This window comes from Amycolatopsis sp. NPDC005232 (genome assembly GCF_040607795.1).
In the GTDB taxonomy this organism is placed as follows: Bacteria; Actinomycetota; Actinomycetes; order Mycobacteriales; family Pseudonocardiaceae; genus Amycolatopsis.
The window spans coordinates 644726-667628 of the sequence record NZ_JBEXHL010000001.1; the positions used below are offsets into that span (position 1 = coordinate 644726).

A 22903-nucleotide genomic window follows, 5' to 3' on the forward strand; every position below is an offset into this window, starting at 1 on the left:
ACCGCTTGAACCCTGAGCCGGACCGCGGCCGTCAGCGCCAGAAGAGGAACGCCGACTGCCCGATCTGCGCGGCCAGGTTGCTGCCGCCGAACGCTTCGAAGATCAGGCCGGCGACGTACCAGAGCGCGTCGGACAGCGGGCGGAACGCGAAGAACAGTGCGAAGAGCACCAGCGGTGCCCACGGCCGCACGCGTGCGCCGAACGCCCGCGCCTGCGGCGAGAGGTACGGCTCGATCGCGCCCCAGCCGTCGAGGCCGGGGATGGGCAGGATGTTGATCAGGAACGTCATCACCTGCAGCAGCGCCAGGTAGGACAGGCCGAAGAACAGGCCGGTCGACATCGGCACCAGCGCTGCCACGAGACACAGCGCGGCGCCCACCCCGAGGTTCGACAGCGGGCCGGCGAGCGAGACCCACGACGACGTCGCGCGGTTGCGCAGCGCGCCGCGGTTGATCCACACCGCGCCGCCGGGCAACGGGATGCCGCCGATGATGAGGAAGATCAGTGGGAGCAGGATCGACAGGACGGGGTCGGTGTAGCGCCGCACGTCCAGGGTGAGGTAGCCCTTCTGGGCGACCCCGGTGTCGCCGCCGCGATAGGCCACGAAGGCGTGGCCGAACTCGTGCAGGGTCAGCGAAGCGATCCATCCGCCGGCCACGAGGAGTACGACACCGGTGACGTAGAGCGGGTCCTTGTCACCCGTCAGACTCAGTGAATCACCGTACGCGGCCAGGATTCCGCCGAGGACGGCGACCGCGAGGATGCCGATGAAGACCGGGCTGGGCCGCACTGCTGATCTCTGCACTCCACCAGTCTTCCGTATGCCCGGTGTGAAGTCTTCGGCGTGTCCCCTTGCGCAACGCGCGAGAGGTATCCCCCGAACTCGCTACTCCGCTTGACCTGACCGCACTACACGGGTGTAATCACAGTGATGTCATTCGCTGTCGAGAGGGGACAGCGGATGTCGTTTCACCACCGCCAGCCTGGGGAGTGCGTAGGAGCGAGGAGGCGGACGTGCGGTTGGAAGCGGAAGGCTCGAGGACCGACTCGAGGCCTGAAAAGAGGGAGTGGGGGCACGTCGTGGGTTGGGGCGAGAACCCTGAGCAGGAGCTGGGGGATCTGACCGACCTCTTCGATGCCACCGAGGAGGAACAGGATTGGCAGGAGCGCGCCTTGTGCGCGCAGACGGACCCCGAGGCGTTCTTCCCCGAGAAGGGCGGCTCGACCCGTGAAGCCAAGCGGATCTGCCTCGGCTGCGAGGTCAAGGACGAGTGCCTGGAGTACGCCCTGGCGCACGACGAGCGCTTCGGCATCTGGGGCGGTCTGTCCGAACGCGAGCGGCGGAAGCTGAAAAAGCGAGCGATCTGACCGCTGGTTCGGGGCGAGGTGTGTCCGCGGAAAGCGCGGACCATCTCACGCGGTCAGTGTCTTCTGGGGGTGCAACCCCCAGACCCCGCCCGGGGGCAAGCCCCCGGACCCCCGGCTGTGGTCGCCTTTCGAGTTCGGCGTGTGTTCTGTGAGGGGTGAGGTGGGTTCGTGCGTAGCGCGGCCCCTCTCGCGTTTGTGGTGTCTTCGCTGGTATAGCGCCGGATTGAGCTACCGGATCAAGCTGCGGCGCCCCCGTGGGGCGGGGGCGCGGCCGGGGTTGTGGATCTTTCTGAACTTCGAGGTTTGGGCGCGCAACCGCGTGGGTAGCCAGGCGTCAATGGAGTGTGCGTGGGGAACTTGCCGCTGTGGCGGGGTTTCGGCGCGGACCAATCCCAGCCTGGCGGTGGGGATCGAAGTGGGCGACGACGGTAGTTGTGCCGTCGTCGTGTGTCGCATGTGGTCGGTGCGTCCCGAAGCGTGGACGCGTGTGGTGGAGACGTCAGTGTGATCCACACGGCGTTCGGCGCGAAGCGTTCGACGCCGCGACGGCGAAAAGGCGGGTGCGGGTCCGGCGCCGCGTGCGCGGGTCAAGCCGTAGGGTGACCGCACCCGCCCGCAGCCTGACCAGGAGTGGTTGTTGACCCGCACCGTCGCACCGTCGCTCGTGAGGACGCTGCCCGTTCTGGCCATTGTGGTCTGTCACGACGGCGAAGAGTGGCTGCCGCTCGCGCTTTCTTCCTTGCGGCGCAGCACGGTCCGGCCGCGGCACGTGCTCGCGGTCGACACCGGGTCCACCGACTTGACCGCGAAGCTGCTCGCCGAGGCGGCTGAGCCCGGCGGGGTCGCGGCGGGGCCCGATTCGCAGCCGGTGCTGTCCGGCGTCATCACTCTTTCGAGTGAAACTGGCTTCGCTGCGGCGATTGCGGCCGCCGTGGCGCAAGCGGTGGAACGGTGGGGCGACCCGGGTGCGTGGCTGTGGCTGCTGCACGACGACTGCGCGCCCGAACCCGACTGCCTCGAGCAGCTCTTGCAGGCCGCCGAAGCGGCGCCGTCGGCGAAGGTGCTCGGGCCGCTCGGGCTCGACTGGGCCGAGCCGCGCCTGATCGTCGAGGCGGGGCTGTCCACGGACGCGTCCGGACACCGCCAGCAGATGGCCGCGCCCGGCGACGAGCCCGGTGAGGTGCTCGCCGTGCCGAGCGCGGGATCGTTGGTGCAGCGCGAACTCTGGGACACCCTCGGCGGCTTCGACGAGGACTTCTCCTTGCTGCGCGAGGATCTCGACTTCGGCTGGCGCGCCAACGCCGCCGGCGCGCTCGTGCTCTCGGTGCCCGCCGCCCGCGTCCGCCACGCACGCGCCCTCTCGACCGGCCGGCGCGCGCCCGACGCGGCGGGCCGCTCGCTCGCGGCCGTGAACCGCGCGCACGGGCTGCGCGTGTTCCTCGTGAACTGCTCGCCGTTCTCGTTCTGGTTCGGACTCGTCCGGCTGCCCCTGCTCCTGCTGCTGCGCGTGCTCGTCTTCTTCGTCCTGAGGCGCGCTCCCGAAGCGCGCGCGGAACTCTCCGCGCTCGCCTATCTCACGAGCGGCCGCGGAAAACTCCGGGCAGCGCGGGCGAACCGGCGGGAATCACCGCGTCCCGGCACGGTGCGGGGATTGTTCGTCGGCCGGTACACGCGGCTGCGCAACGCCTTGCGCGCCGGCGTCGTCGGGCTCGTGCGCCGTGGCGTCGAGAGCGACGTCGCGCTCGGCACGGTCCCCGAAGGCCTCACCGAGGAGCCGGCCTGGATCGCGCCGGAAGCGCTCGGCGCCGCGGACCGCCGGCCCGTCGGACCCGAAGCTTTGCCCGCAGGAGCCTTGCGCGGCTTGAGTTCCCGTGGTTCGGGGTTGCGCCGGCCGGGCACCGTCGTGGCCGTCGCCGTGCCGCCGGAACCAGACACAGCGCTGGAACAAGACACAGCGCCGGAACGCGAGGAAGTTCCGGAGGAAACCGTCGCCGAGCCCGGCGACGGCCCGAAGCCCTCACCCACACCGCGACCGGCGCCGGCCCGTGAACCCGGACTCGTCTTCGTCGAGGTGAACCGCCGCCGCGTGCTGGCCGCGACGATCTTCGCCCCGCCCGTGGTCCTCGTCGTGCTGCTGACGGCCCTGGCCTTCGTGGTCAACCGCGGCCGCCTCGGTCTGGACCTCTCCGGCGGCGGGCTGCTGCCCGTCGGCAGTCTCGGCGATATCTGGTCCACCTACCTCGCGCCGTGGCACGCGGTCGCGGGCGGCACCGGCGCGCCCGCTCCCGCGACACTGCCCGTGCTCGGCACCATCGGCGCGATCTTCGCGCCCCTGGGCGGCCCCGCCGCGCTCGTGGCGATCCTGCTCATCGGCGACATCCCGCTCGCCGCGCTGAGCGCGTTCGCGGCCACGCGCAAACTGCCCGTGCGCCGCTGGGTGCGCGCGGTCGTCGCGGCGACGTACGCGCTGCTGCCCGCCGCCACCGCGTCGGTCGCGCAGGGGCACCTCGACGTCGTGGTGGTCCACCTCGTGCTGCCGCTCGTCGTCGCCGGGATCGCGCGGTTGCTGACGCGCCCCGGCACACGCTGGCTGCACGTGTCGGCGCTCTCGGCCTTCGGCGTGGCGGTGCTCGGCGCGTTCTCGCCGCTCGCGCACGCCCTCGCGCTCGTGGGCCTGTTGCTCGGCTTCGTGGTCCTCCCGGCGCCGACGGGGCTCGCGCGCCGCGCCGCGTCGGTCGGGATCGTGGTGATCCTGCCGCTCGTGCTGCTCCTGCCGTGGCCGACGGTGCTGCTCAAACACCCCGAACTGCTCCTGCACGGTCTCGGCGGTCCCGCCGCGCCCGCGTCCGGCGCGGACCTGGCCGGGCTGACGCCGGGTGGCCCGGGAGCGTGGCCCATCGGTGTCGCGGTGCTGGCGGCCACGCTCGTCGCGCTCGTGGTCCGGCCGACGAAGCAGGTGGCCGGCGGCCTCGCGCTCGCCGTGCTCGGTGTCGCCGCGGTGGTGCTCGTGCGGCAGGTTCCGGTGACATCGATGCAGGGCGGTCCCGCCGCCACCGGCTACACGGGCGTGCCGCTGCTGGTCGTCGGCGCCGGGCTGCTGTGGGCGGTCCTCGCGACCTGGCAACGCGGCGGCTCGGCGAGTGTGCCCGCGCCGTGGCTGCCCAAGGTCGCGGGTGTCGCCGGGGTGGTGGTGCTGATGGCGTTGGGCGTCAGCGCCGTCGGCACCGGCCACAACGGCCCGCTCACCGCCCAGCCGCGCCCCGCCCTCGCGCCCGAGGTGGCCGCCGACCTCGTCGGCAGCGGCCGCGCGGTGCTCGACCTGGGTCAGCTCACCCGGCAGACCGGCGGCCGGCTCGCCCTCTTCGGCGACGACCAGCTCGCCCCGACCCCGGGCACGCCCGAGCGGCTCGCGGACTGGCGCCGCGACCTGCTCACGGGCGACGCGAGCGCGGTCAAATCAGCCGTCGCGGCCGCCGCGGTGTCCGGCGTCGAGTACGTGATCCTCCCGCCCGGCAGCACTCCGCAGGCCCTCGTCTCGCTCGCCGGTGATCTCGTCGCGCCGACGGCCTCGATGTCCGACGGCCGGCCCGTGGTGAGGCTCCTGCCGAAGGCCGGTGAGGTCACGCTGATCTCCCCGGAGCTGGCCAAGGCGGCCGTCACGGGCGGCGGCGCGCCCGGCGCGTCACCCGGGGTCTCGCCCGTGGACGCGCGGCTGCCCGACGTCCGCGTGCGGGCCTCCGACGGCCCGACCGGCCGGCTGCTGGTGCTGGCCGCCGAGCAGGAGGCCGGCTGGACGGCGAGCGTGAACGGCAAGGCCGTGCCGATCGTGCCCGCCTGGGGTCACCAGGTCGCGGTGTCGATCCCGCCGCAGTCATCGGAGGTTTCGCTCGCGTTCCCGGGCACCGAGCGGGGTCTGCTGCTGCTCGCCCAGCTCGCCGCGGTGCTGTTCACGGCGCTCACCGCGGTGCCCGCACGCCGCCAGGCCCCTCGCCCCTGACGTCCCCAATGTGGCATTGGGTGCGTTGAGCGCACCGAATGCCACATTGGGTGCGTTGAGCGCAACCAACGCCACATTGGGGTGCGGTGGGCCGGGAGGGAAGGGAGCGGCGTCAGTCGCCTTCGATCACGTCCGGTTCGACGCCGAGGTAGCCCGCGACCTGCTCCACCAGCACGTCGTGCACGAGCTCCGCCAGCTCACCGGGGTCCTTGGCGCGCGCCTCGAGCGGCCGCCGGTAGAGCACGATCCGCGCGCGAGTCGGCAGCCCCGCTCGGTCGACCCCGGCCGGGACCAGGCGCGACAGGGGCACGGAGCCGTCGTGGAGCACGCCTTCGGCCGGCGCGCGGCCGTCCGGGCGGACCTCGGGGACCTCATCCACCGCCACGTCGAGCTTGGTCAGCTCGTGACGCCAGCGCGCTTCGATGGGTTCGAGCGCGTCGAGCACGAGCGCGTCGAACTTCTCCGCCCGGCTCGCGGCGGCGGGCAGGGACGCGGGGTAGAGCGCTCCGCGCAGGCCCCGGCCGTGCCGGTCCCTCCGCATTCGCTGCCGCTGTCGGTAATCACGAGCCGTCGCCACCGCGCAAGTCTATGCGGTCGCCGGGGTCACGCGCGTGTCGCCGGGGCCCCCTTGCGGCGACGCGCTATCGTTCTGGATCGTGCGGAGCGTACGGAAATGTTCGCGAACGGGTTGTCCAGAGCCCGCTGTCGCCACGCTCACGTATGCGTACAGCGATTCCACCGCCGTCGTCGGTCCCCTCGCCACCGCCTCTGAGCCGCATTCGTACGACCTGTGCGAGGCCCACGCGCTGCGGCTGACCGTCCCGAAGGGCTGGGAAGTCGTGCGCCACGAGGGCACGTTCGCCACTCCTGAGCAGTCGGCCGACGAGCTGACGGCGCTGGCCGAGGCCGTCCGCGAGGCGGGCCGCTCGGACCGGCCGCCGCCGCCCGAGCCGGAGGGCCCGTCCGGCAGGCGCGGCCACCTCCGCGTGCTCCCCGGGCGCGCCTGAGCACTGCTCCCGCCGGTAGGCTTTCCGCGCGGCGCGACCGGCGCCGCGACGAGAAACTGACGGCGGGGAGACGGCGTGCCAGATCTTTCGGGCATCGTGAAGGCCTACGACATCCGCGGCGTGGTCGGCGAACAGCTCGACGCGTCGCTGGTACGCGACTTCGGTGCCGCGTTCGCGCTGCTCATCAAGGCCGAGTCGCCCTCGGTGGTGATCGGCCACGACATGCGTGACTCGTCCCCGCAGCTGTCGGCAGCGTTCGCCGAAGGCGTGACCTCGCAGGGCCTCGATGTCGTGTCGATCGGCCTGTGCAGCACGGATGAGCTGTACTTCGCCTCCGGCTCGCTGAACATGCCGGGCGCGATGTTCACCGCCAGCCACAACCCCGCGAAGTACAACGGCATCAAGATGTGCCGCGCGGGCGCCAGCCCCGTCGGGCAGGACACCGGGCTCACGGAGATCCGCGACACCGTCGAGCAGGGCGTGCCCGAGTTCGAGGGCAAGACCGGCAGCGTGAGCGAGCGCGACGTACTGGGCGACTACGCCGCCTACCTGCGCAACCTCGTCGACCTCACGCACTCGCGGCCGCTGAAGATCGTGGTCGACGCCGGCAACGGCATGGGCGGCCACACCGTGCCCACGGTCTTCGCCGGGCTGCCGATCGAGATCGTGCCGATGTACTTCGAGCTCGACGGCACCTTCCCGAACCACGAGGCCAACCCGCTGGACCCGGCCAACATCGTCGACCTGCAGGCCAAGGTCCGCGAGGTCGGCGCCGACGCCGGCGTGGCCTTCGACGGCGACGCCGACCGCTGCTTCGTGGTCGACGAGCGCGGCGAGCCCGTTTCGCCGAGCGCGATCACGGCGCTGGTCGCCGTGCGCGAGCTGGCCAAGGAGCCGGGCGGCACGGTCATCCACAATCTGATCACGTCGAAGGGCGTGCCGGAGATCGTCTCCGAGCACGGCGGCAAGCCCATGCGCACGCGCGTGGGCCACTCGTTCATCAAGGCGGAGATGGCCCGCACCGGCGCGATCTTCGGCGGCGAGCACTCCGCGCACTACTACTTCCGCGACTTCTGGCGCGCCGACACCGGCATGCTGGCCGCGCTGCACGTGCTCGCGGCGCTGGGTGAGCAGGACGGCCCGCTGTCCGCGCTCACGCAGGACTTCTCGCGCTACGCGGCCTCGGGTGAGATCAACTCGACCGTGTCCGACCAGGTCGCGCGCATGCTGGCAGTGAAGGACGCATACGCGGACAAGTCGGGCGTCGAGATCGACGAGCTCGACGGCCTGACCGTGCAGCTCCCGGGCGGCGCGTGGTTCAACCTGCGCCCGTCGAACACCGAGCCGCTGCTGCGGCTCAACGTCGAGGCCGCCGACCGCGCCGCCGTCGAGGCGCTGACCGACGATGTACTGGCAATTGTCCGGGGCTGAGCAAGCCACGCTGATGGGGACCGACCGAGGCGAACTGTGTCCGGAAGGTGCCGTTGCGACCCACCTACGCGTGGTATGGAGGAACCATGGCCATCACGCTTGACGCCCAGCTGCTCGAGATCCTCGCGTGCCCATCGCCGGATCACGCACCGCTGCGTCCCGGCACGCCGGACGACGCGGATGCCGAAGCGCTGACCTGTACCGAGTGCGGCCGGGTGTACCCGGTCCGTGACGGGATTCCCGTACTGCTTCTCGACGAAGCGGTACTCAGTGGTGACCACACTCCCGGTGAGCCGGATGACAGCCATGCCGACAGTGCTTGACGATTCGCTGCTCGACGACCCCGCGCGCCTGGCCGAGGCCGACAGTGCGGGGCTGCTGCGTGCCGCCGCCATGGCCGGGGCCCAGGTGCGGGCCACTGCCGAGGCCGCGGCCGAGCTGGAGCTGAGCGACCGGCTCGACCTGGGCCGCCCGCGTTCGCTGGTGCTCATCGACCGGCCTGGCGTCAGCCGCACGCTCACGCGGCTGCTGGCGGCGCTGCTCGCGCCGACGTGCCCGGTGCCGGTCGTGGTGGCCGAGATCGTGCCGTCGTGGATCGGCGCGCTCGACGTGGTGTTCGCGCACACCGACGACGCGGGTGACCGCGAACTGGCCGCGTCGCTGGAGCGCGCGGCCCGGTTCGGCGCGACCGTGGTGCTGTCCGCTCCGGCGGAGGGTCCTGTCGCCGCTTCGGTGGCCGGCAAGGGCGTGCTGCTCGCGCCGCGCATCCCGGTGCCGCCGGAGCTCGCGTTCCCGCGCGGGCTGGCCGCCGGGCTGCTCACGGCCAACGCGCTGGGCCTGCTGGTGGCCGACGTGCAGGCGTTGGCCGACCAGCTCGACCTCGAAGCCGAGAAGGACTACCTGGCGCGCGAGTCGTTCGCGAACCCGGCCAAGGCGCTCGCGCTGCGCGTGGCCGACCGCGTGCCGCTGCTGTGGGGTCTCGACCCGGTGGCGGTGGCCGTCGCGGAGCACGCGGCGCACGCGTTCGCGGCTCACTCGGGCATGGTGTGCGACGCCGAGGACTTCAGGCAAGCGCTTGCGCGGCCCGCACTTCGTAGAGTTGCGCAATCGGGCGGCCAAGAGCGTGACATCTTCGCCGATCCGGACGACTCACCCGGTGGAACCGCCACGAGGGTGCTGTTGCTCTCGGTGCGGACCGGGCCCGCCGCTGAGGCGGCCCGCTTCCAGGCCGAGGAGTTCTTGCCGGACGCGGACGTGATCGCGCCCGCGGAGGAGTTCGAAGCGGACGAGATCGTCCGGGCCGCGGTGCTCGCGCTGCGGTTCGAGCTCGCCGCGGTGTACCTCGGGCTCGCGGCGGGCCGCATCGGTGGCGCCGGGAGGTACGAGCCGGCCACCGCTTGACGGCTCACGGGATCAGGGGGAGGAAGTGCGGACGGGCGCTGTGGGGACGGCACCGCCTGCACGACATCGGCTCCGGCCGATGGGAAGGATTGGGAGTTGAGGTGACAGTGGAGCTGTTGCGCAACGCCGTACGGCCCTACGCGTGGGGATCGCGCACCGCGATCCCGAAGCTGCAGGGACGTCCGGTGCCGGCGCCGCACCCCGAGGCCGAGCTGTGGATGGGTGCCCACCCGGGCGACCCGTCCCGCGTGCTCGCCCCGGACGGCACCGAACGGAGCCTGCTGGAGCTCGTGGACGCCGATCCGGTCGGCCAGCTCGGCGAACGCTGCGCGAAGCGCTGGGGCGGTCGTCTGCCGTTCCTGCTGAAGATCCTGGCGGCCGAGGAGCCGCTGTCGATGCAGGCGCACCCGTCGGCCGCGCAGGCCGCCGAGGGGCACGAACGCGAGGAGCGCCTCGGCATCCCGCGCGACGCGCCCAACCGCAACTACCCGGACCCGACCGCGAAACCCGAGCTCGTCTGCGCGCTCACGGAGTTCCACGCGCTGGCCGGGTTCCGCGACCCGCAGCGCACGGTGAAACTGCTCAAGGCCGTCGAGACGCCGGGGCTGGCGAAGTACACCGGCCTGCTCGAAGCGCAGCCGGACCCGGCCGGGCTGCGCGCGCTGTTCACCACGTGGATCACGCTGCCGCAGGCCTCGCTCGACGCACTGCTGCCCGAGGTCCTCGACGCGTGCGTGCGCCACATCGCCGACCACGGCGAGTTCGGGGTGGAGTGCCGGACCATCTTGGAGCTGGGCGAAGCGCACCCGCGTGACGCCGGCGTGCTGGCCGCGCTGCTGCTCAACCGCCTCACGTTGCGCGCGGGCGAGGCGATCTACCTGCCGGCCGGCAACCTGCACCTCTACCTGTCCGGCACCGCCGTGGAGATCCTGGCCAACTCCGACAACATCCTGCGCTGTGGCCTCACGCCCAAGCACGTGGACGTGCCGGAGCTGCTGCGTGTGGTCGACTTCGCGTGCGGCGAGATGCCGGTGCAGCAAGGCGCGTGCGCGGGTCAGCGCATGGCCGTCTACCACACGGACGCACCGGAGTTCGAGCTTTCGCGCGTGCGGTGGGAGGCCGACGACGACACCGAGCTCGTGGTCGACTGCACCGGCCCGCAGATCCTGCTCTGCACCGACGGCGACCTGCTTGTGACGGCCGACGACGGGGAGCAGGTCGAGCTGCTGCGCGGCCAGTCGGTGTGGCTCCCCGCGGCCGACCCGGCCGTCTCGGTTCGCCCGCTCGCCGGCCGGCCGGCCCAGCTGTTCCGCGCCACCGCCGGCACCTGCGAAGACTGACTTCCGACGTTGCCGTGAAGGGCACCTCGAGGGACTCCGGGTCCCGCAAGGTGCCCTTCACGGTTCGCGGGGTTCGAGCACAAAACGTTCACGTGGCCGAAGCGACGGCGTGGTGATCGGTCCTCTAGGCTCCCGATCGGGCATTTCGGGAATCCATTGCGCAACAGGCAGGGGAGCACGCCGTGTCAGCAGGTGGCGGTACCAAGGCGATCATCGCGGCGCTCGCGGCCAACGCTGGGATCGCGGTGGCGAAGTTCGTCGGGTTCCTGGTCACGGGCTCGTCGTCGATGCTGGCGGAGTCGGTGCACTCGCTGGCCGACACGTCCAACCAAGGCCTGCTGCTGCTCGGGCAGAAGACGTCGCGCCGGCGCGCCACGAAGGAACACCCCTTCGGTTTCGGCCGGGAGCGGTACTTCTACTCGTTCATCGTCGCGCTGATGCTGTTCACGCTCGGTTCGGCGTTCGCGCTGTACGAGGGCATCCACAAGATCATCGAGCCCGAGCCGCTCGAATCGCCGATCGTGGCCGTGATCATCCTGCTGGTCGCGATCTGCCTGGAGGGCTACAGCTTCCACACCGCCATCGGCGAGTCGCGGAAGATCAAGGGCAACGCCGGCTGGTGGCGTTTCATCCGCCAGGCCAAGGAACCTGAGCTGCCCGTCGTGCTGCTGGAGGACACCGGCGCGCTCATCGGTCTGGTGTTCGCGCTGCTCGGCGTCGGCCTGTCCACGCTCACCGGCCACCCGGTGTGGGACGGCATCGGGACCGTGATGATCGGCGTGCTGCTGGGCGTGATCGCGGTGATCCTCATCGTCGAGATGAAAAGCCTGCTCATCGGCGAGGGCGCGACCGACACCGATCTGGAGAAGATCGTCGACGAGCTGGCCGCCGGCAAGGTCGAGCGCGTGATCCACATCCGCACGCAGTACCTCGGCCCCGACGAGCTGCTCGTGGCCGCCAAGCTCGCGCTGGTGCCCGGCCTGGACACGTCCGAGGTCGCACTGGCCATCGACGACGCCGAGGCCCGCGTGCGCGCGAAGGTCCCCGTCGCATCGCTCATCTACCTCGAACCGGACCTCGACCGCGACGCGCGGTGATCAACTCCCACCGCGCCACTCCGGGTATGCCCCTCGTGACCAATCCGACCAAAAGTAGGCGGGTACCCAACGCGACGTGGCCGGACTCAGCGCGCGTTCCCGCCGTGGCTGTGGTCGGATTGGTCACGAATAGCACTGTAGGGTGATTCACCCAGTTTTGACGCAGGTCATCCGAGGAGGTCGCGGTGCCTGGGCACGGTTTGTGGCGCACGAAGTCGATCGAGCAGTCCATGGCGGACACCGACGAGCCCGATACCAAGCTGCGAAGAAACCTGGGCGCTTGGGATCTGACCGTGTTCGGCGTCGCGGTCGTCATCGGCGCGGGCATCTTCACGCTCACCGCGCGGACGGCGGGTGACTTCTCCGGCCCGTCGGTGTCGGTCGCGTTCGTGTGCGCCGCGATCGCGTGCGCGCTGGCGGCGCTGTGTTACGCCGAGTTCGCCTCGACCGTGCCGGTCGCGGGCAGTGCCTACACCTTCTCCTACGCCACGTTCGGCGAGTTCATGGCGTGGATCATCGGCTGGGACCTGATCCTGGAGCTCGCCGTCGGCGCGGCCGCCGTGTCGAAGGGCTGGTCGGTCTACCTCGAGACGGTGCTCGGCTACCTGTTCGGCGAGGGCGCCAAGACCACGTTCGACCTCGGCTGGGTCACCATCGACTGGGGCGCGCTCGTGGTCGTGGTCGCGCTGACGACGCTGCTGGCCATCGGTACGAAGCTGTCTTCGCGGTTCTCCATGGTGATCACGGGGATCAAGGTTGCCGTGGTGCTGTTCGTGATCATCCTCGGCGTCTTCTACATCAAGGGCGCGAACTACACGCCGTTCATCCCGGAGGCCAAGCCCGGCGGCCCGGGCGACAGCGGGGTCGACCAGTCGCTGTTCTCGGTGATCCTGGGTGGCGGCGGCAGCGTGTTCGGCATCTTCGGTCTGCTGGCCGGTGCGTCGCTGGTGTTCTTCGCGTTCATCGGGTTCGACATCGTGGCCACCACCGCGGAGGAGACGCGCAACCCGCAGAAGTCCGTGCCGCGCGGCATCTTCGGCTCGCTGGCCATCGTCACGGTGCTGTACGTGGCCGTGTCGCTCGTGGTCGTCGGCATGGTGCCCTACACCGACTTGGCGACCGAGGCGGGCGACGGCAGCCACAAGACGCTCGCCACGGCCTTCTCCGTCAACGGCGTCGACTGGGCCGCGAACATCATTTCCGTCGGCGCGCTGGCGGGCCTCACGACCGTGGTGATGGTGCTGATGCTCGGCCAGGTGCGGATCATCTTCGCGATGTCGCGCGACGGCCTCATGCCGCGCGGGCTGGCCAAGACCGGCGGCCACGGCACCCCGAAGCGCGCGACTCTGCTCGTCGGCGGCCTGGTGGCCGTGGCGGCCACGTTCTTCCCGGCCGACAAGCTCGAGGAGATGGTGAACGTCGGCACGCTGTTCGCGTTCATTCTCGTGTCCGCGGGTGTGCTGGTGCTGCGCCGGACGCGACCCGACCTGCCGCGCGCGTTCCGCGTGCCGGCGGTGCCGCTGATCCCGATCCTGGCGATCCTCGCGTGCCTGTGGCTGATGCTGAATCTGACGGTGCTGACCTGGCTGCGGTTCATCGTCTGGATGGTCCTCGGGGTCGTCATCTACTTCGTCTACAGCCGGCGCCACTCGCTGCTCGGCAAGCGGATCGCCTCGGGTGAGGAACCGGCCGCGAAGTCCGCTTCGTCGGAGTCTTCGGCGCCTACAGAGGACTGAACCACTGCTCGTCACGGCCCGTCGTCCCGCTCGGGGCGGCGGGCCTTTTCGCGCTCCTGACCTGGGGAATCACCGGGGAGCGCGAAGGTTGCGTGAGGTTGCCGAGTTGTCATCTAAGTCAGAATGATCACGAGAAGGTCACCTCCGCGTCTCGGTTTGGATCACGCTCTCGAACGCAGGGTGATCGCGTGAGCGGTATGCGATACCGTCCGGCTCTGCTTCCCTCTGGTGGGTTAATCACTCGTGTGTCATTCATGCGGTAAGTGGTGGTAATTCCCACGGAGAGTGCACAGACCTTCCTCGCTATCCCCCGTTCGGTACAGGAGTTCTCTGAATGCCCACCATCACCAGACTGCGTGCGGGTTTCACGGTCGCCGCGGTGGCCGGACTCGCCCTGCTGGGCACCGCGACGTCCGCCCTCGCGTGCACCTCCGACGACGGCCGTGCGAACCCGACCCAGGGCAAGGCCCCCGACTGCTCCCAGATCAAGGGCGTCAGCGGCCAGAAGCTCGACCAGGGCGACTTCACCTTCACCGGTGGCGACAAGAGCAAGTCGTTGAACATCACCGCCGTCAAGGAAGGCGTGAAGGTCGAGGCGATCGTCGTCGTCGGCGGTGACGACGGCTGGGCCCTCTACGCCCCGGGTGTGAAGGGCGCCAAGGGCAAGATCCTGGACAAGGATCTGCCGTGGAACGACCTCATCGCGCCGCACAACTACAACGGCAGCCAGCCGAAGATCGACAGCTGGTACGCCTGCGGCACCAAGACCGCGCCTGAGACGACGCAGCCGACCAAGCCGGCGGAGACCCCGACCACGCAGCCGACCGACACCGCGTCGGTGCCGACCACGTCGCAGGCCGCCCCGACCGAGGCGCCGACCAGCACCTCGGCCGTCGTCGCCGCCCCGGCCGGCAACGAGACCGGCGGCACCGGCGGCCAGCTCGCCAACACCGGCTTCGACAACGCGTGGCTGATCTACATCGCCGCCGCGCTGCTCGTCGTCGGCGGTGGCCTGCTCGCGCTGCTGAAGTTCCGCCGCAGCAGCACCAACTGATCTGCTTTTCGGGTTCCTGAAACCGGAGGGGATCCTCGCCCGTTTGCCCACGGGTGGGGATCCCCTCCGATCTTTTTGTTACAGGGCAAGGGTTTTCAACGCGGGCGCGGCAGGTCGCCGAACAATGAGCCCTGCTCGCCGAGCAGCCGCGAGAGTCCATTTGGGCGGCCGAGCCCCGCGGCCATCGCCAGCGCCTGGTCCCATTCGGCGTCGGCCAGGTAGTCGGTGTGCTTGAGCACGCCCGGGGCCCAGCGGTGGCGGCCGTCGGGCGCGCGCAGCGGGTCGGGCAGCCAGTGGTCACCGCCGAGCACGAGCACGCCGGACTCCTCGGGCGTCGCTTCGAGCGCGCCCGAGCCGCCTTCGGGCAAGTACCCGTCGCCGATGAGGTGGCGGCCGGAGACGTTGTGCCGCCAGGTCGTGACGCCGCCGCCGAAGATGTCCGTGCCGCGGCACAGTGCGCGCCAGCGGCCGTCGAGGTCGCCGAACAGCGTCGCGAGCGAATCCTGCGGCAGCACCGCGGGGAACGCGCGCTGGTAACCCCACTGCAGGGGCGACCCCGCGGTGAGCAGGCCGACGCGGTCGCGTTCCTCGGGCGTCAGCTCCGTGAACAGGCGCGCGGCCGTGAGCACGGTGAGCAGGCTGCCGAGGTTCTGTCCGGACAGGACCACGCGCGTGCCCGGTTCGGTGAGGTGTTCCTTCACGCGTTCGGCCAGTTCGGGCACGACCTTCAGCGCGTAACACGGCGGCACGGTCGGGTGCGCCGCGCGCGGCCAGAACGACACGAGGTCCGACAGTGCACCGAGGTGCCGGTTGCGTTCCGGTGTGCGCGCAGCGGAGTAGACCACCCGCAGCAGGCCCGCCGCGAACGCGCCGAGCGCGAACACGCCGACGGCCGACACCGGTGTGAACCACGCGGGCCGCAGGTTGAAGCCGAAGCGCACGACCAGCAACGCGAGCCCGGCGACGCCGAGCCCGATGGCCACGATCATCGCCAGCTGGTGCAGGTGCCGGCGTTCCCACGCGGAGCGCGCCCAAGCGCGAGCTGCGACCTTCTCCTGCTTCGCGTCGGGCTGCACCAGCTCGACCAGCGCCGGGATCCCGCGGCGACGCCGGCGCAGCGGCACCGCGATCGCGTACCCGGCCACGGCGAGCACCGCGATCAACGCGAGCCCGGCGCCCCACAGCACGGTGATCAGCTCGTAGGTGTCGGGCAGCCGCAGCCCGCTCGTGCCCAGCAGCCGCCGGACGGCGATGCCCAACCCGGCGCCGAAGCCACCGCCGAGCAGGCCCGCGAGTGTGACGACGGGAGCCGCTGCCCAGCCACCGAGCCACGGACGCAGCCGTTTCGGCCGCGTCTTCCAGGTCGTTCGCGCGAGCAGCGCCATCGGCACGAGGGCCAGTGCGAACAGGACGGTGATCGCGACCAGCGCCGCGCCGAGTCCTTCGACCATGCCGTCGGTGCCGCGCAGGCCGCCGCGCGCGGGCAGCGGCGCGGCGAGCACGGCCGCGAAAACCACCAGCGCCGCGGCGAAGGTCATCAGCGTGCGCCGGGCGATGCGTCCGGGGTCGCTCCCGATCGCCGCGCCGACGATCACCGCGACCACCAGCCCCAGCCCGCAGATCCAGCCGATCAACCGGGGCACGTCGTCGGGCACGTGCAGTGGTCCGCCGAGCAGCAGCAACGCGACGCAGGCCAGGGCCGCGACCGTGTGCGTCGCGGACATCCCGGGTGCCTCCGGGTCGGCGAGCAGCTGCAGCGGCGAGCCGCGCCGGGCGCGCGGTTCAGGGGCCTTGACCTGCCAGTTCGAAGACGAGATCCGGTGCAGCAAGAGGATCACCGCGAACAGCACGGCGACGCCGATCGTCAGCCGCGCCGGGTCCGAGCGCAGCCACGACGGCACCCACGGCAGGCAGCCGCTGCCCGGCGCGAGGCACTGTGTGGCGAACAGGTCGAGCGCGGTCGCGGCGACCTGCCCGATCAGCAGCATCGTGAGCAGCACGGCGACCACGCGCAGCAGCCCGCGGCACAGCCCGCCGAGCCACCGGGCGCGGTGCACCGGCGGCAGCATCCAGAACGCGACGTTGGCCAGCGAGAACGGGAACAGCAGCGCCCACGTGGCCTTGGCCGCGCCGCCCGAGGTCATGCGGCTCCACAGGTATCCTTCGAGCGTGCGTGGGATGGACCGGCCCAGGGCGGGCACCATCGGACCGGGGGCCGGGCGCCGCAGCCGGTCCGCCGGGCGCACGACCCTGCCGATCCCGTCGCCGGCGACGTCGACGGTGGCCACGGCGTCCAGCAGCGTCTCGCCGCTCGTGCCCGCGAGTCCGGCCACCCTGAGCTCGACGATGCGGGTGTCGGGGCCGGGCAGCGGGGCGGGCACGGTAAGGGTCTCCTAAGCCGGTCGGGGGCACGTCAAGCCGACAACGGTACTGTTCAGATGCCATCAATCCTTGGAGGAACCGCACTATGACCCCCGAATGCGTTGCCAAGCGGCACGACACCCGGGGCGGCATCGAGTTCGCCGTCGCCGACCTCGAGGCCGCCGAGTTCGGCCGCAAGGAGATCCGCCTCGCCGAGCACGAGATGCCGGGCCTGATGTCGCTGCGCCGTGAGTACGCCGAGGTCTACCCCTTGCGGGGCGCGCGGGTCTCCGGGTCGCTGCACATGACCGTGCAGACCGCTGTCCTCATCGAGACGCTGGTGGCGCTGGGTGCCGAGGTCCGCTGGGCCTCGTGCAACATCTTCTCCACGCAGGACCACGCGGCCGCCGCCGTGGTCGTCGGCCCGCACGGCACCACCGAGGAGCCCAAGGGCGTACCGGTGTTCGCCTGGAAGGGCGAGTCGCTGGAGGAGTACTGGTGGTGCACCGAGAAGATGCTCACCTGGGACGGCGAGGGTCCGAACATGATCCTCGACGACGGCGGCGACGCCACCATGCTCGTCCACAAGGGCACCGAGTACGAGAAGGCCGGCGTCGTGCCGCCCGCCGACGAGGACGACTCGGACGAGTGGAAGGTCTTCCTGGAGCTGGTCCGCGCGTCCGTCGCTGCCGACAACTCCAAGTGGACCACCATCGGTGCGGGCATCCGCGGCGTCACCGAAGAGACCACCACCGGCGTGCTGCGGCTCTACCAGCTGGCCGCCGCGGGTGAGCTGCTCTTCCCGGCGATCAACGTGAACGACGCCGTGACCAAGTCGAAGTTCGACAACCGCTACGGCATCCGCCACTCGCTGATCGACGGCATCAACCGCGGCACCGACGTGCTCATCGGCGGCAAGGTTGCCGTGGTCTGCGGTTACGGCGACGTCGGCAAGGGTGCGGCCGAGTCGCTGCGCGGCCAGGGCGCGCGCGTGATCGTCACCGAGATCGACCCGATCTGCGCGCTGCAGGCGGCGATGGACGGCTACCAGGTCAAGACGCTGGAGAACGTCCTGCCCGAAGCCGACATCGTGATCACCACCACCGGCAACAAGAACGTGGTGATGGTCGAGCACATGGCGAAGATGAAGCACCAGGCGATCGTCGGCAACATCGGCCACTTCGACAACGAGCTCGACATGGCCGGCCTCGCGCGCTACCCGGGCATCCACCGGATCAACATCAAGCCGCAGGTCGACGAGTGGGTGTTCCCCAATGGCAACACGATCATCGTGCTGTCCGAGGGCCGGCTGCTCAACCTCGGCAACGCGACCGGGCACCCGTCGTTCGTGATGTCCAACAGCTTCTCGAACCAGGTCATCGCGCAGATCGAGCTGTTCACCAAGCACGAGGAGTACGACAAGGAGGTGTTCCGCCTCCCCAAGAAGCTCGACGAGAAGGTGGCGCGCATCCACCTCCAGGCGCTGGGTGGCGAGCTGACCAAGCTCACCAAGGAGCAGGCGGAGTACATCGACGTGGACGTGGAAGGCCCGTTCAAGGCGGATCACTACCGCTACTGAGCGTTCAGCACAGCCGAAGCGGCGCCCGGAGTGTTTTCCGGACGCCGCTTCGGTGTTCCGGGAGCGTCGGCCATCCACAGTGGACGCCCGGCTGGTTCGGACCACCCCCTAGTGCACTCCGGTTCCCCGATCGGTGACAAGTCCCCGACGTCCGATGTGCCCGAAGATCCGCTTCGGTTCTGCCTCCTGGGCTCCGGCCTCTTCGCGTCCGGACCTGTCCGGAGCCCTCCCGTGGTTCCTTCGAGGAGGAGCGGCCGCGTACGGCGGCCGGGGGATTGTCGAAGTGAAGGGGATCTGCCTTGTCCGCAGGAGAAGTGGGTCGAAGAGGGGTACTCGCCGGAGGGCTGGCCGCGGTGGCGGCGGGGGCGATGACCACCCCCGCGTTCGCCGAGAGCACCACGACCACACCGGTGAACGAACGGCTCAAGGGCTACAGCTATCCGCTCAGCGCCCGCGGGGTGGCCAACCTCGCTCCGACGCCGCCGTGGCACTACGTGGGTGACGTGGTCGGCGTCGAGTTCTGGACCACGCCGGCCGCGGCGGCCGCGTCGCTGCCGACCGGTCTGGACCCGGACCCGGCGAGCTCCGGGCACGGCTACGCGCTGTTCATCGACTGGCAGTTTTCCGCCAGTGACAACGAGTACCTCGACCCGGTGCGCAGCCAGTACAGCGAGTTCCTCGTCCTGCTCGACGCCGTGCACAAGGGTTCGCCCGTGGCGTGGTGCCCGTTCATCTACGTGGACAACGACGAGGCGCTGGCCCGCGGCTGGATCCAGGGCTTCCCGAAGAAGATCGGGGCCGTGCACCAGACCCGTGCGTTCGGCGTGCCGAGCCAGGCCGGCCCGGTGGTCGGCCCCGGTGGCCGGTTCGGTGCCACGTTGTCGTCGAACGGCCGGCAGCTGGCCGAAGCGCGCGTGACGCTCGAGAAGACCGCGCCGACCATCCCGGCGCTGGGGCGGCCGATCGTGAACCTGCGCTACTTCCCGCGGCTCACGGCCGGGCAGCAGCAGAACCCCGCCGTGCACGAGCTGACGCAGTCCGTTTTGGACACTCCGCAGGTGGCCGGTACGTGGACCGGCACCGGTGAGCTGTCGTTCTTCCCGGCGCAGGCCGAGGAGCTGGCCGACCTGGCGCCGCAGCGCACCGGCGCGGGCTTCCGCGGCTCGTTGTCCTACAGCGTCACGGATCTGATCATCCTCTGACGCGGTGGCGGCCGGGTCGCCCGCGCGGCGCCCGGCCGCTCAGAGCCGTTCGTCCCGCATCACCTCGAGGTTGTGGAACACCGGCGGTCCGTCGCACAGCTTGCCGATCCGCTCTGCGAACTTCGCGGTCTCCGGCAGCTCCGAGTTCCGCATCGCCTCTTCGTACGACGGGAACTCGACGAACTCCATGTACGTCCCGGGGTTGTCGCGGTCGCTCATCACCACCGCGTGGGTGGCCGTGCGACTGCCCTGCGTCGCGGTTTTCCACTCGTCCATGAGCTCGTTCAGCTCGTCCGGGTGTGAGGTCTTGAACTCGATGACTTGTACGAAACTCATATCCGGCTCCCGATGAGGCTGCCCCGAAAACTCATCGTGCGCGCGGCACCGGGGCCCGTCAACGCAGGTCGGGGGCCCCGTTGTTCACCGGTCGCCTCAGTTCCACTCGACGGCGATGCCGGCCAGCCCCGGTCCCGCGTCGCGGAAGTAGCCGCTCGTCACGCCGCCGTTGTCGAGCGGGAGCTCTTCGGCCTCGACAGGCAGGGCGTCGTCGCGCGCGCGGACCTGGCGGGTGCAGCGCGCGGGCATCGCGGTGGGCGCGAACTGCAGCTGCAGCAGGTAGCTCGCGGCCTGGTCGCGCAGCATGCGGTAGTAGCCGGGGAACAACGCACTGGAGTCGTCGCGCACCTCGAAGCAGAAGACGTGGATGTCGCCTTCGCCGAGTTTGCGGTCGAAGAGCAGCTCGGTCGCCATCGTCTCGCCGCCGGGGTGGCGCCGGATCCGCCCGACGCGGCAGCCCTCGGCGGTGATCAGCTCGACGTCGTCGATCTTGCAGCCGGGGTCGCCGTTGTACACGGTCACGTAGCGGTCGGGGCCGTGCCGCCGTGCGCGCGTGACCAAGCGCGTGCGGATGCTGACCTGGCGACGGCGCTCGTCGACCGTGATGCGGTCGTGGACCGAGAGCAGCTCCAGGTCGGCGTTGGAGTGGTTCGACGAGGGCAGCACGCCCAGTTCGGCAAGCAGCTGGTCGACGATCGAGCCCATGTCGCCCGAGCGCAGGTCGTGGAACGACACCGCGGCCTGGTGGCCGCGCGGGCGGGAGGTGCGCGGGCCGATCAGCACCACCAGCGAGTCGGACGGCAGCTGCAGCACCGACTCCAGAGCGCGCACGGCCGGCAACGCTTTGGGTACCTCGGGCTGGCGCAGCCCCCGCTGCCAGTAGCTGAGCGTCGACTGTCCAATCTGGACGCCGCGCAGCGCCAGGTGGGCGCGCAGGCGGGCCAGTGACAGTCCCCGGTGCGAGATGGCCGTGCGCAGGGCGTGGTGGAACTCGCCGGTGCGCAACGCGTCGGCCAGCTCCGCGGGCAGATCGCCCGAGCCACGGCGAACAGGTTCGATGATCAGTGCGCCTTCCCCGTCTCGAGACACCGCTTGTCCCTTCACCAGACCAGTGTGGAGATCACTGCGTGCGCCGGCCGTGAACACCGCGGAACGTTCACGTTAGCAGCGCACGGTAGCCGCTCCGACCCCCGTTCGGGGTGGTTGGCCACGCAAGGGTGCCCATTCCGTGTTCCAGGACTGACCCGGAACGCGTTGATCACCGGAAGAGCATCTTGCTCCGCGTGACCGCACTGTTCACCGTTGTGACGACCGTGGGTCACGTCGTGGGGGTGGGGAGTCCATGCCGGTGTTCGCCGAGCAGTTGCACATCACCACCCGGGCGGCCGTCCACCGTGGCCGGGTCCGGATCGAGAGAGTACGCACCACAGGCCGGGTCCTGGCCCTCGTGGTGCTCGTCGGCATGGCGTTGCTGACGTCGGCACCGGGCGCGAGCGCGGCGCAGCCCTCCGGCGTCGGCAACGCCCACCTCGTCCCGCAGTCGGCCACCGGTGAGGCGCACACCGTCCGCCTCGTCGCCGACGTCCTGCCGCGCGGCGACACCCCGCCGCCCGAGGACCACGACTCGGGCTGGCTGCCGCTGCTCATCCTCGCGGGCCTGCTGCTCACCGGCGGCGGGGGTTACCTGCTGCACGCGCGGCGCGAGGCCGCCTAAGGCGTACCGGCCGGCCCGGCGGTGCCGTCCCTCCCGCCGGGCCGCCGGTCGACCACCGTCTCGTCCGGCGCGACGGCCACGGCGTCGAGCGCCGCGCGCAGGTAGGGGATCAGGCCTTCGGCGTCGGGGCCGGTGAACACCGTCGAACCGAGCAGCATGCGGTTGAGCAGCATCCCGGCGCAGATGGCGATCAGCAGCGCCGAGCGGCCGGTCGCGTCGGTTCCGGGGAGCGCGTCGGCGAGCCGGCTCTGGTAGTTGCGCTCGATGCTCTCGCGCATGATCGCCGCCGCGCGCGGGTTGGCGACCGAGCGCAGGGTCAGCAGCAGCCCGTCGGACGCGTGCTGGTCGTCGCCGGTCAGCAGGGCGCGCGCCGCCTCGGCGTTGAGCTCGGGCGTCATCATCATCGACTTCTCGAACGCGACCTCCACGACCTCGGCGAAGAGCCCTTCCTTCGAGCCGAAGTACTTGCCGATCAGCCGCGCGTCCACGTCGGCCGCGCCGGCGATCTCGCGGACGCCGGCGCCGTCGTAGCCGCGTTCGGTGAACGCCTTGCGGGCGGCGTTCAGGATCGCCGCGCGCGTGGCCACGGGGTCCCGGCGCTTCGGCGTCGAATCAGGGCTCATGGTCGCCAGCGTACGAGCCCTGGCCCCGGCTTCGGGGCAAGTGCGGGGTGCTAAGTCCTCAGTTGTGGACTTATGGTGGTCCACAGGTGCGGACTTGCCCGCACCGACGAGACTTACCACCGCGACCCCCGACACGATCCGCCGCGCGCACGCCGTGCACCCGATCACCGCCGTGCAGACCGAGTGGTCGCTGTGGTCGCGCGACATCGAGGAGGAGGTGTTCCCGCTGTGCCGCGAGCTCGGCATCAGCGTCGTCCCGTACAGCCCGCTGGGCCGCGGGATGCTGACGGGCAAGCTCACTTCGTTCGACGACCTGCCGGCGAACGACTACCGGCGCAAGATGCCGCGGTTCGCACGGGAGGTGTTCGAGGCCAATCTCGCCGCCGTGGAGACCGTGCGCGACATCGCCGCGGCCCACGACGCCGCGCCCGGCCAGGTCGCGCTCGCGTGGCTGCTCGCGCAGGCGCCGGACGTGGTCCCGATCCCGGGCACGCTGCACGTCGGCCGGCTGGCGGAGAACGCCGGTGGCGCGTCTCTGGAGCTCACCGGCGACGAGCTGAAGCGGCTCGACGCGCTGACGGTCACCGGTGAACGCGAGGTCGCGCTGGACCACAACTGGTCCCACGGCGTCACCCCGCCGATGTCCCGGTAGCGCCT

Annotated in this window: 20 protein-coding genes; 14 read left to right on the top strand and 6 right to left on the bottom strand. The window is 70.9% G+C overall.

Annotation, left to right across the window (positions count from 1 at the left end):
• Positions 1–31: 31 nt before the first annotated feature.
• Entirely contained in the window at positions 32–790 is a 759-nt protein-coding gene (locus ABZU76_RS03175; RefSeq protein ID WP_354864760.1) for a site-2 protease family protein, read from the bottom strand.
• Between the two features lie 320 nt (positions 791–1110).
• Here ABZU76_RS03175 and ABZU76_RS03180 point away from each other — a divergent pair, with 320 nt between their 5' ends.
• Together ABZU76_RS03180 and ABZU76_RS03185 are read left to right on the top strand one after the other, a co-directional pair.
• Positions 1111–1368, top strand: coding sequence for a WhiB family transcriptional regulator (locus ABZU76_RS03180; RefSeq protein ID WP_220247102.1), 258 nt, complete (start codon positions 1111–1113; stop codon positions 1366–1368).
• A gap of 637 nt (positions 1369–2005) precedes the next feature.
• Positions 2006–5365, top strand: coding sequence for a glycosyltransferase (locus ABZU76_RS03185; protein WP_354864513.1), 3360 nt, complete (start codon positions 2006–2008; stop codon positions 5363–5365).
• A gap of 112 nt (positions 5366–5477) precedes the next feature.
• Here the strand turns inward: ABZU76_RS03185 and ABZU76_RS03190 are convergent, their stop codons facing one another.
• Positions 5478–5906 carry a metallopeptidase family protein gene (locus ABZU76_RS03190; RefSeq protein ID WP_220244053.1) on the bottom strand — a complete coding sequence of 143 codons (429 nt, stop codon included), beginning with the start codon at positions 5904–5906 and terminating at the stop codon, positions 5478–5480.
• Between the two features lie 115 nt (positions 5907–6021).
• On the opposite strand from ABZU76_RS03190, the gene ABZU76_RS03195 reads away from it, so the two are divergent.
• The 8 genes from ABZU76_RS03195 (at position 6022) to ABZU76_RS03230 (ending at position 14431) form a co-directional block, all read left to right on the top strand.
• On the top strand, positions 6022–6372 hold the full coding sequence (locus ABZU76_RS03195; RefSeq protein ID WP_354864515.1) for a DUF3499 domain-containing protein: 351 nt from the start codon (positions 6022–6024) through the stop codon (positions 6370–6372).
• Between the two features lie 75 nt (positions 6373–6447).
• Positions 6448–7803, top strand: coding sequence for a phosphomannomutase/phosphoglucomutase (locus ABZU76_RS03200; protein ID WP_354864517.1), 1356 nt, complete (start codon positions 6448–6450; stop codon positions 7801–7803).
• Positions 7804–7889: 86 nt separating this feature from the next.
• Complete coding sequence (locus tag ABZU76_RS03205) at positions 7890–8126, top strand: Trm112 family protein (protein ID WP_220244051.1); 237 nt, start codon at positions 7890–7892, stop codon at positions 8124–8126.
• Positions 8110–9204, top strand: coding sequence for a hypothetical protein (locus ABZU76_RS03210; RefSeq protein WP_354864519.1), 1095 nt, complete (start codon positions 8110–8112; stop codon positions 9202–9204). The genes ABZU76_RS03205 and ABZU76_RS03210 overlap by 17 nt, the downstream gene beginning before the upstream one ends.
• 107 nt (positions 9205–9311) lie before the next feature.
• Complete coding sequence (manA, locus tag ABZU76_RS03215; protein WP_354864762.1) at positions 9312–10544, top strand: mannose-6-phosphate isomerase, class I; 1233 nt, start codon at positions 9312–9314, stop codon at positions 10542–10544.
• Between the two features lie 182 nt (positions 10545–10726).
• A complete protein-coding gene (locus ABZU76_RS03220; protein ID WP_354864521.1) occupies positions 10727–11641 on the top strand; it encodes a cation diffusion facilitator family transporter in 915 nt (304 codons plus the stop codon).
• Positions 11642–11826: 185 nt separating this feature from the next.
• Positions 11827–13377, top strand: coding sequence for an amino acid permease (locus ABZU76_RS03225; RefSeq protein WP_354864523.1), 1551 nt, complete (start codon positions 11827–11829; stop codon positions 13375–13377).
• Between the two features lie 334 nt (positions 13378–13711).
• Entirely contained in the window at positions 13712–14431 is a 720-nt protein-coding gene (locus ABZU76_RS03230; protein ID WP_354864524.1) for an LPXTG cell wall anchor domain-containing protein, read from the top strand.
• A gap of 95 nt (positions 14432–14526) precedes the next feature.
• On the opposite strand, the gene ABZU76_RS03235 is transcribed toward ABZU76_RS03230, so the two are convergent.
• Positions 14527–16800 carry a hypothetical protein gene (locus ABZU76_RS03235; RefSeq protein ID WP_354864764.1) on the bottom strand — a complete coding sequence of 758 codons (2274 nt, stop codon included), beginning with the start codon at positions 16798–16800 and terminating at the stop codon, positions 14527–14529.
• Between the two features lie 98 nt (positions 16801–16898).
• Between ABZU76_RS03235 and ahcY the strand changes: the two genes are divergently transcribed.
• Together ahcY and ABZU76_RS03245 are read left to right on the top strand one after the other, a co-directional pair.
• Positions 16899–18371, top strand: a complete 1473-nt coding sequence (gene ahcY / locus ABZU76_RS03240) for an adenosylhomocysteinase (protein WP_354864526.1) — start codon at positions 16899–16901, stop codon at positions 18369–18371.
• Positions 18372–18685: 314 nt separating this feature from the next.
• A complete protein-coding gene (locus ABZU76_RS03245) occupies positions 18686–19573 on the top strand; it encodes an acetoacetate decarboxylase family protein (protein ID WP_354864528.1) in 888 nt (295 codons plus the stop codon).
• A gap of 39 nt (positions 19574–19612) precedes the next feature.
• Here ABZU76_RS03245 and ABZU76_RS03250 read toward each other — a convergent pair whose 3' ends face one another.
• Both ABZU76_RS03250 and ABZU76_RS03255 read right to left on the bottom strand, forming a co-directional pair.
• Complete coding sequence (locus ABZU76_RS03250) at positions 19613–19909, bottom strand: hypothetical protein (RefSeq protein ID WP_220244044.1); 297 nt, start codon at positions 19907–19909, stop codon at positions 19613–19615.
• Positions 19910–20005: 96 nt separating this feature from the next.
• Positions 20006–20998 carry a hypothetical protein gene (locus ABZU76_RS03255; protein ID WP_354864766.1) on the bottom strand — a complete coding sequence of 331 codons (993 nt, stop codon included), beginning with the start codon at positions 20996–20998 and terminating at the stop codon, positions 20006–20008.
• Between the two features lie 253 nt (positions 20999–21251).
• On the opposite strand from ABZU76_RS03255, the gene ABZU76_RS03260 reads away from it, so the two are divergent.
• Positions 21252–21623, top strand: a complete 372-nt coding sequence (locus ABZU76_RS03260; protein ID WP_354864530.1) for a hypothetical protein — start codon at positions 21252–21254, stop codon at positions 21621–21623.
• Here the strand turns inward: ABZU76_RS03260 and ABZU76_RS03265 are convergent.
• A complete protein-coding gene (locus ABZU76_RS03265) occupies positions 21620–22246 on the bottom strand; it encodes a TetR family transcriptional regulator (protein ID WP_354864532.1) in 627 nt (208 codons plus the stop codon). The two genes, ABZU76_RS03260 and ABZU76_RS03265, sit on opposite strands and share 4 nt — an antisense overlap.
• Before the next feature lie 94 nt (positions 22247–22340).
• On the opposite strand from ABZU76_RS03265, the gene ABZU76_RS03270 reads away from it, so the two are divergent.
• Complete coding sequence (locus ABZU76_RS03270) at positions 22341–22898, top strand: aldo/keto reductase (protein ID WP_354864534.1); 558 nt, start codon at positions 22341–22343, stop codon at positions 22896–22898.
• Positions 22899–22903 lie beyond the last annotated feature (5 nt).